6 protein-coding genes are annotated in these 7,646 nt (G+C 73.6%); 5 read left to right on the top strand and 1 reads right to left on the bottom strand.

Features of this window, described 5'->3' with window-relative positions:
* From ACWGIU_RS23305 to ACWGIU_RS23295, 3 genes are all read left to right on the top strand, one after another.
* Nucleotides 1-1,940: FAD-linked oxidase C-terminal domain-containing protein (locus ACWGIU_RS23305; RefSeq protein WP_453708692.1), on the top strand; the 1,940-nt coding region annotated here is incomplete at its 5' end.
* Nucleotides 1,941-1,999: 59 nt separating this feature from the next.
* The gene (locus ACWGIU_RS23300; protein WP_453708690.1) at nt 2,000-2,965 is read left to right on the top strand and encodes an EamA family transporter; all 966 of its coding nucleotides are present in this window, start codon (nt 2,000-2,002) and stop codon (nt 2,963-2,965) included.
* The gene (locus tag ACWGIU_RS23295; RefSeq protein ID WP_453708688.1) at nt 2,965-3,321 is read left to right on the top strand and encodes a DUF1801 domain-containing protein; all 357 of its coding nucleotides are present in this window, start codon (nt 2,965-2,967) and stop codon (nt 3,319-3,321) included. The genes ACWGIU_RS23300 and ACWGIU_RS23295 overlap by 1 nt, the downstream gene beginning before the upstream one ends.
* Before the next feature lie 120 nt (nt 3,322-3,441).
* Here ACWGIU_RS23295 and ACWGIU_RS23290 read toward each other — a convergent pair whose 3' ends face one another.
* Nucleotides 3,442-5,094 (bottom strand): CocE/NonD family hydrolase, encoded by a 1,653-nt coding sequence (locus tag ACWGIU_RS23290; RefSeq protein ID WP_453708686.1) that lies wholly within the window; start codon nt 5,092-5,094, stop codon nt 3,442-3,444.
* 328 nt (nt 5,095-5,422) lie between these two features.
* Here ACWGIU_RS23290 and ACWGIU_RS23285 point away from each other — a divergent pair, with 328 nt between their 5' ends.
* Both ACWGIU_RS23285 and ACWGIU_RS23280 read left to right on the top strand, forming a co-directional pair.
* Nucleotides 5,423-6,235, top strand: coding sequence for a TIGR03084 family metal-binding protein (locus tag ACWGIU_RS23285; RefSeq protein WP_453708684.1), 813 nt, complete (start codon nt 5,423-5,425; stop codon nt 6,233-6,235).
* A gap of 68 nt (nt 6,236-6,303) precedes the next feature.
* The coding region (locus ACWGIU_RS23280) for an acyclic terpene utilization AtuA family protein (RefSeq protein WP_453708694.1) at nt 6,304-7,646 on the top strand (1,343 nt) is incomplete at its 3' end.

Genomic DNA, 7,646 nt, shown 5'->3' with positions numbered 1-7,646 from the left:
GGCCGCTCACCGTGGAGGGGATGGCCGAGGACCTGGCGGGCGGCCCGGCTTCGCGGCTGCCCCGGGGCGGGGCGTGGCTGTTCGTGGAGATGCCGGACGAGAGCGGGGCGCGGGCACTGCTGCGGGCCGCCGACGCGGTGGACCGGCTGCTGGTCACCGACCCGGCGGCGCAGCGCACGCTGTGGCGGATCCGCGAGGACGCGGCGGGCACGGCGACCCGGATGCCGGACGGCTCGATGGCCTGGCCGGGGTGGGAGGACTGCGCGGTGCCGCCGGCCCGGCTGGGGGCGTACCTGAGGGAGTTCCGGGCGCTGCTGGCGGCGCACGGACTGCGCGGATCCCCCTACGGGCACTTCGGCGAGGGCTGCGTGCACGTACGGATCGACTTCGACCTGGTGTCGGCGCCGGGCATCGCCCGCTTCCGGGACTTCTCCGGGGAACTGGCCGATCTCGTCGTCGCGCACGGCGGCTCCCTGTCGGGGGAGCACGGGGACGGGCAGGCGCGCGCGGAACTGCTTCCCAAGATGTACGGGCCGGAGGTGGTCCGGCTCTTCGGCGCCTACAAGGACGTGTGGGATCCGGCGGGCGGCATGAACCCGGGGATGCTGGTCAGGCCGGCGCGGCTGGACGAGAACCTGCGCTTCGCGGTGCTGCCTGACACCCCGTTCGCGGGCGAGATCGCGCGCTGCGTGGGCGTCGCGAAATGCCGGACCACGGACACGGGTGCCGCCGCCTCGGTGATGTGCCCGTCGTACCGGGTCACGGGGGAGGAACAGCACTCCACGCGCGGCCGGGCCAGGCTGTTGCACGAGATGCTGGCGGGGGAGATCGTCACGGACGGCTGGCGCTCGGCGGAGGTCGCCGAGGCGCTGGACCTGTGCCTGGCGTGCAAGGGCTGCCGCAGCGACTGTCCGGTGGGTGTGGACATGGCCGCGTACAAGGCGGAGTTCCTGCACCACCACTGGGCGGGCCGGATCCGCCCGCTGTCCCACTACACGCTGGGCGGCCTGCCGGGCTGGCTCCGCCTGATCGCCCGCCTGCGGGCGGCGGGGGCGGTCAACGCCCTGGCCCGGCGCGTCCCCGCACCGGGGCTGGACCGGCAGCGGGGCGGCCGGCTGCCGGAACTGGCACGCGAACCGTTCACGCGGTGGTGGGGGCGGTCGGGGGCGGCCGGGCATGCGGGTGCGAGGGACTCGGCAGCGCCCACGGGCTCGGCAGGGCCTACGGGGCCGAGGGGGACAGGGGGAACCGTCACCCTCTGGCCGGACACCTTCACCGAGTACCTGAACCCTGCGGCAGGCCGGGCGGCCGTGCGGGTGCTCCGGGCGGCGGGGCTCTGCGTCGAGGTGCCCGGGGAGGCCCGGGTGTGCTGCGGACTGACGTACGTCTCCACGGGCCGCCTCGACCGCGCCCGCACGGTCCTGCGCCGGACACTGGACACACTGGGAGAGCGACCAGGGCCCGTCGTGGTCCTGGAACCGAGCTGCGCCGCGGCCCTGCGCGCCGACCTGCCCACCCTCCTCCCCGAAGACCCCCGCGCGGCCCGCCTGGCGGGGGCGGTGCGGACCTTCGCCGAGACCCTGGAGGAGTACGCCCCGGCCTGGCGGCCGCCGCGCCTGGACCGGGAGGTGGTCGGCCAGACCCACTGCCACCAGCACGCGGTGCTCGGGGACGGCCCCGACCGCCGGCTGCGCGAGCGGGCCGGCCTGACGGGCGAGCTCAGCGGGGGTTGCTGCGGTCTCGCCGGGAACTTCGGCTTCGAGCCGGGGCATCACGAGGTGTCGGTGGCCTGCGCCGAGGAACAGCTGCTCCCGTCCCTGCGCGCGGCCCCGCGCGACGCCGTGATCCAGGCGGACGGATTCTCGTGCCGTACCCAGATCGCCCAACTGGGCGGGGTCGCGGCCCGGCACCTGGCGGAACTCCTCGCGGAGGGGTTGTGACAGCCAGTTGTAAGGCAGGACATACGGCAACACTCCTTACGGCCCCTTAGTCTGGACAAATGCCCGCACCTTCCTCTTCGTCCTCCCCGGCGGCCTCGCCGGCCGTCCCCGCCAAGGCGCCGGACCCGTCGCCCGCCCGGGGCTCCGGTTCCGCTTCCGGTTCCGGTTCCGGCCTCGGCCCCGTCGCGCTGGTGATATCGGCGGGAGTCTCGGTGCAGTTCGGTGCCGCCCTCGCGGTCATGATCATGCCGAGGGCGGGCGCGGCGGGCGTGGTCACCCTGCGCCTCGCGGCCGCCGCGATCGTGCTGCTGCTCCTGTGCCGGCCGAAGGTGCGCGGCCACTCCCGTTCCGACTGGGGCACGGTGCTCGCCTTCGGCGTCGCCATGGCCGGCATGAACGGCCTCTTCTACCAGGCCATCGACCGGATCCCGCTCGGCCCGGCCGTCACCCTGGAGGTTCTCGGGCCGCTCGCCCTCTCCGTCGTCGTCTCCCGGCGCCTGGTCAACGTCCTGTGGGCCGGCCTCGCACTCGGCGGCGTGATCCTGTTGTCCGGGCACGGCGGGGGTGGACTCGGCTTCGGCTCCCTCGACCCGCTGGGCGCGGCCTACGCGCTGGGGGCGGGCGCGATGTGGGCGGCGTACATCGTGTTCAGCGCGCGTACGGGCCGCCGCTTCCCGCAGGCCGACGGGCTCGCACTGGCGATGGCGGTGGCCGCGGCCATCTCCCTGCCGCTGGGCATCGCCGGAGCGGGCTCGAACCTGCTGGTCCCGAGCACGATCGCGCTGGGCGTGGGCGTGGCCGTCCTGTCCTCCGTCCTGCCGTATACGCTGGAACTGCTCGCGCTGCGGCGGATGCCGGCCCCGACCTTCGCGATCCTGATGAGCCTGGAGCCGGCCATCGCCGCCACGGCGGGCTTCCTCGTCCTGAACCAGGCCATGTCCGCACTGGACGCGCTGGCCATCGCCCTCGTGATCGCGGCCAGCATGGGCGCGGTCCGCTCGCAGATCCGGAAGAAGGCCGCCTGATGGATGTCGCCGGTTACCTGGCCGCGGTCCCCGACGTCCGCCGCGAGGCGCTGGTCCGGCTGCGGGAGCTGTGCCTGGAGGAGCTCACCGGGTTCGAGGAGCACATCGCGTACGGGATGCCGGTGTACGTGCGGGCGGGCGAGACCGACGGCGAGATCGCCTGGGCCAACCAGAAGCAGTACATCTCCTTCTACCTGCTGCGCACGGACGTCCGGGACGCCTTCGCGGACCGCCTGGCCGCCCACGACATGGGCAAGGCCTGCCTCCGCTTCCGCCATCCCGCCAAGGTCGACTTCGACCTCCTCCGGGACCTGCTCCGGGCGACGGCGGGAGCAGGTCCGGGAAAGGTCTGCTGACGGGGCTTCGGAGGGTGGGAGCTGCTCGATCGGGGTCGGGACCTGGGGCGGTGGGTTCGAGGGTCGGGCGCGCCCACCGACCCGGCCGGGACCGGGCGGGCGTACGCACGGGCCGTGGGGTCAGCCGAGCGGCAGGTCCAGGTAGGACGGGGTGGCCTCCGGGGAGGTGAACGCCAAGGTCGCGCGGGGCAGGTTGGCGTCGCCGTAGAACGGGTCGCGGGCGTCGATCACCAGCATCAGCCGGTGGCCGCGCGGCACGTCGTACGCCGTGGCCTGGAGCTCGATGTCCGCGCTGATCAGGCTGTCGGGCGGGGAGCCGAGGTCCGTGTACGGGGCGTGCGTGATGATGTGGGCCGTGCCGTCGGGTGCCGTGTCGAGGAGGTACGCGACGAAGGTGGATCCGGGGTTCGCCGCCCGGTACGTCACGCGCAGCCGCGGTATGCCGCGAAGCCGGGTGGTCTCCGCGGCCGGATCCGCGGTCCATACGGCGGCGACGGTGCGGTCGATGTCCTGGGTCCGGTAGGTCTTCGGGCGACCGGCGATCTCCGCGTACCCGGACTGCACGATGTGATCGGCGACGGTCGCCGGGGTGTCCATGCCGCACAGCACGGTCGACGTCCAGCCGGCCTGCGGCTCCTCGCCGAGTGCGCCGTCGTCCGCGAGGTGCAGCCGTTCCAGGCGTTCGGTGAGGGACGGCCAGGTGGGGCGGGGTTCGAGGGTTCGGCTCCACATGACCTCGCCGAGCACCTGCCCGTCGTCGGCGATGCCGTTGTCGATGTCCTTGAGGTGGTGGTCGAACCACCGGTGGGCGTCCGTCCAGATCCGGTTGGGCAGACCGAGCATGCCGGTCATCTCCGGGCCGGAGTGGTCGCCGATGGAGACGGCGAGGCGTTTGGGACCGGTCAGTTCGTTGAACATCTTCAGCGTCTGGTTGGGCGGGAAGAGCGTTTCGTGCCAGGCGTGCGAGAAGAAGACCGGTACCTGGCGGCGGTTGAGCTCCTTGATGTGGGTGAAGGGTGAGCGGGTCTCCGCCCAGCGCATGGTGCCCTGGACGTCACGGTCGGCGAGGACGTTGTCGAAGACGCTCTTCGTCTGCGGGCTCAGCCGGGCCTTCGCGGCCGCGTCGAGCAGGGCCCGTACGGCCGCGATGTGCCGGGTGGAGTTCTCGTAGAAGGCCTCGCCGAGGTCGCCCCAGGTGCTGAGCGCGACCACGGCGTCGACGCGGGTGTCGTGCGCGGCGACGAGCTGGCTGATCCCGGAGCCGTACGAGTCCCCGAGAAAGCCGATCTTCGTCACCGGGCCGGGGCTGCGCTCGATGAGGTGGTCCAGGGCCCGGCTGCCGTCGGCGACGTCGAGCGGACCCGCCACGTCGACCTGGCCCTCGGAGCCGGCGAAGCCGCGCGTGGAGTAGGCGAGGACGTCGTAGCCGCGGGCGGCGAAGAGCGAGGCCTGAACGGCGTACGGCAGCCAGCCGAGGCCGGTCCACGGCGAGGGCATGACGATCGCGGGACGCGGCTGGGTTCCGGTGGGCCGCCAGAGCGCGGCGTCGAGGAGGTCCCCGTCGGCGCCGGTCACCTTGCCGCGGGTGAAGACGGCGAGCGAGCGGACCTCGGCGATCTCGGCGGCGCGGGCGGGGGCGAGCCCGGTGACGTCGCCGCTCTCCAGGGCGGTGACGAAGGCGGTCAGGGCGGTCGTGTCGAGTTCGGGATAGAGCGAGAAGGGGGCAGGAGAGAAGGGAGCAGGGGAGAAGGGGGTACGGGCGGCTGGAGTCACGTCGGTCCATCCTCTTCGTCGTCGTCATCGTCGAGCGACAGGAACGTGTGCGCCCGCCCGGGCCCGGAGCGGAACGTTCAGTATCGACGGGACATCCGGTGACGTATCGCGAGTTTCCGGCTTACGGCCTGTATCGCCCCCTCCGTTTCCCTGGGCCGCCGCGCGGCGGGACCTGCGGCCGCTGCGCCGCGCGACAACTGCCTTGCGGGTGAGGCAGTTTGGCTGGGGTGGCGGGAAGGCGTCGCCCCCCGAGAAAATCATGCAAGCATGCTTGATTGTTTTGCTGGGTGCTGCCAGTCTTCCCCTCACGCCGAGAGGGGAGCGCACCGTGCCCGATCCGTCCGCCGTCGACGCAGCCGTCGCCGTCTTCGCAGATCTGCGCGAGGAGGGCCGCGAAGTAGACGCCCTGGTAGGGGGGTTGGCCGTTCGTCAATGGGCCCTGCCCACCCCCGCGCCCGGCTGGACCATCGCCCACCAGATCGCCCACCTGCACTGGACCGACCGGGCCTCGCTCCTCTCCCTCACCGACGCCACCGGCTTCGGCCGCATGGTCGAGGAAGCCCTGAAGGCCCCTGACACCTTCGTCGACGAGGGCGCGCGCGAGGGCGCGGAGCTGGCCCCCGCCGAGCTGCTCGGCCGCTGGCGTAGCACGCGCTCCGCCCTCGACGAGGCACTGGCCGCGGCCTCGCCCGACATCCGCTTTCCCTGGTACGGGCCGCCGATGAAGGCCGCGTCGATGGCCAGTGCCCGGCTGATGGAGACCTGGGCCCACGGCCAGGATGTCGCCGACGCGCTCGGCGTGCGCCGCACCCCGACCGCGCGGCTGCGGCACGTGGCGCGGATCGGCGTACGGGCCCGCGACTACGCCTACGCCGTACGCGGACTGCCCGCGCCCGCGGAGCCGTTCCGGGTGGAGCTGACCGCACCCGAAGGCCCGCAGGTGTGGACGTACGGCCCGCCGGACGCCCCGCAGCGGATCACCGGCCCGGCGCTCGACTTCTGCCTCCTGGTGACCCAGCGGGCCCACCGCGCCGACCTGGCCCTGACCGCGACCGGCCCCGACGCGGACCGCTGGCTGGACATCGCCCAGGCCTTCGCCGGCCCGGCGGGGCCCGGCCGCGAGCCGGGGACCGCGCGGTGACCCGGCGCCCGCTCGTCATCGGCAACGCCTCCGGCTTCTACGGGGACCGCTTCGACGCCCTGCGCGAGATGCTCACCGGCGGCCCGCTGGACGTGCTCACCGGCGACTACCTGGCCGAGCTGACCATGCTGATCCTGGGCCGCGACCGCCTGAAGAACCCGGACCTCGGCTACGCCAAAACCTTCCTGCGCCAGCTGGAGGAGGGGCTCGGGCTCGCGCACGAGCGCGGCGTACGGATCGTCGCGAACGCCGGCGGCCTGAACCCGGCCGGACTCGCCGACGCCGTACGGGCCCTGGCGGCGAAGGCGGGCGTCCCGGTGCGGGTCGCCCACGTGGAGGGCGACGATCTCACCGTGCGGGTGGACGGGGCACTGACGGCCAACGCCTACCTGGGGGGCGCCGGGATCGCGGCCTGCCTGCGGGCGGGCGCGGACGTGGTGGTGACCGGCCGGGTCACGGACGCGGCGCTGGTCAGCGGCCCGGCAGCCTGGTGGTTCGACTGGGCCGACGACGACTACGACCGGCTGGCCGGGGCGGTGACCGCGGGTCACGTGCTGGAGTGCGGCACCCAGGCCACCGGCGGCAACTACTCCTTCTTCGCCCGGCACGACGTCCGCCGCCCCGGCTTCCCGCTGGCGGAGATCTCCGAGGACGGCTCCGCGGTCATCACCAAACACCCTGGCACGGGCGGCGCCGTCACCGCCGGCACCGTCACCGCCCAACTCCTCTACGAGACCCAGGGCGTGCGGTACCTCGGCCCGGACGTGACCACCCGCCTGGACACCGTCCGGCTGACCGACGAGGGCGCCGACCGGGTACGCGTCACGGGAGTGCGCGGCGAGGCTCCGCCGCCCTCGCTGAAGGTGGGCGTCACGCGGATCGGTGGCTGGCGCAACGAGGTCGTCTTCGTCCTGACCGGCCTCGACATCGAAGCGAAGGCGAACCTCGTCCGCACCCAACTCACCGAAGTGTTGGAGGACGTGGCCGACACCACCTGGACCCTGGCCCGCACCGACCACGAGGACGCCGACACGCAGGAGACGGCCGGCGCGCTGCTGCGGCTGGTGGTCCGCGACCCGTCCCCGGACCGGGTGGGCCGCGCCCTGACGTCGACGGCGATCGAACTGGCCCTCGGCAGCTACCCGGGCTTCCACGTCACCGCCCCACCCGGCCCGGCCCAGCCCTACGGCGTCTTCACCTCGACCCTGGTCCCGTCGGGCGAGGTCCCGCACACGGCGGTCCTCCCGGACGGCACCCGTGTACCACTGATCGGCCCGGGAAACCCCGCCGCCACTCCAGCCTCGCCGGCGACCCCTCCGGCATTCCCAGCCGCACCGGGAAACCCCGCCGCCACTCCAGCCTCGTCGGCGACTCCTCCGGCATTCCCAGCCGCACCGGCAAACCCCGCCGC

Source organism: Streptomyces sp. NPDC054840, from assembly GCF_053611065.1.
Note: the sequence above shows the minus strand (reverse complement) of the source record. Positions and strands in the feature narration are given on the sequence as shown.

What these genes read in the sequence shown, in the direction of transcription:
- ACWGIU_RS23300 (WP_453708690.1), top strand. Translation starts at nt 2,000, where the DNA reads ATGCCCGCACCTTCCTCTTCGTCCTCCCCGGCGGCCTCGCCGGCCGTC.
- ACWGIU_RS23295 (WP_453708688.1), top strand. Translation starts at nt 2,965, where the DNA reads ATGGATGTCGCCGGTTACCTGGCCGCGGTCCCCGACGTCCGCCGCGAG.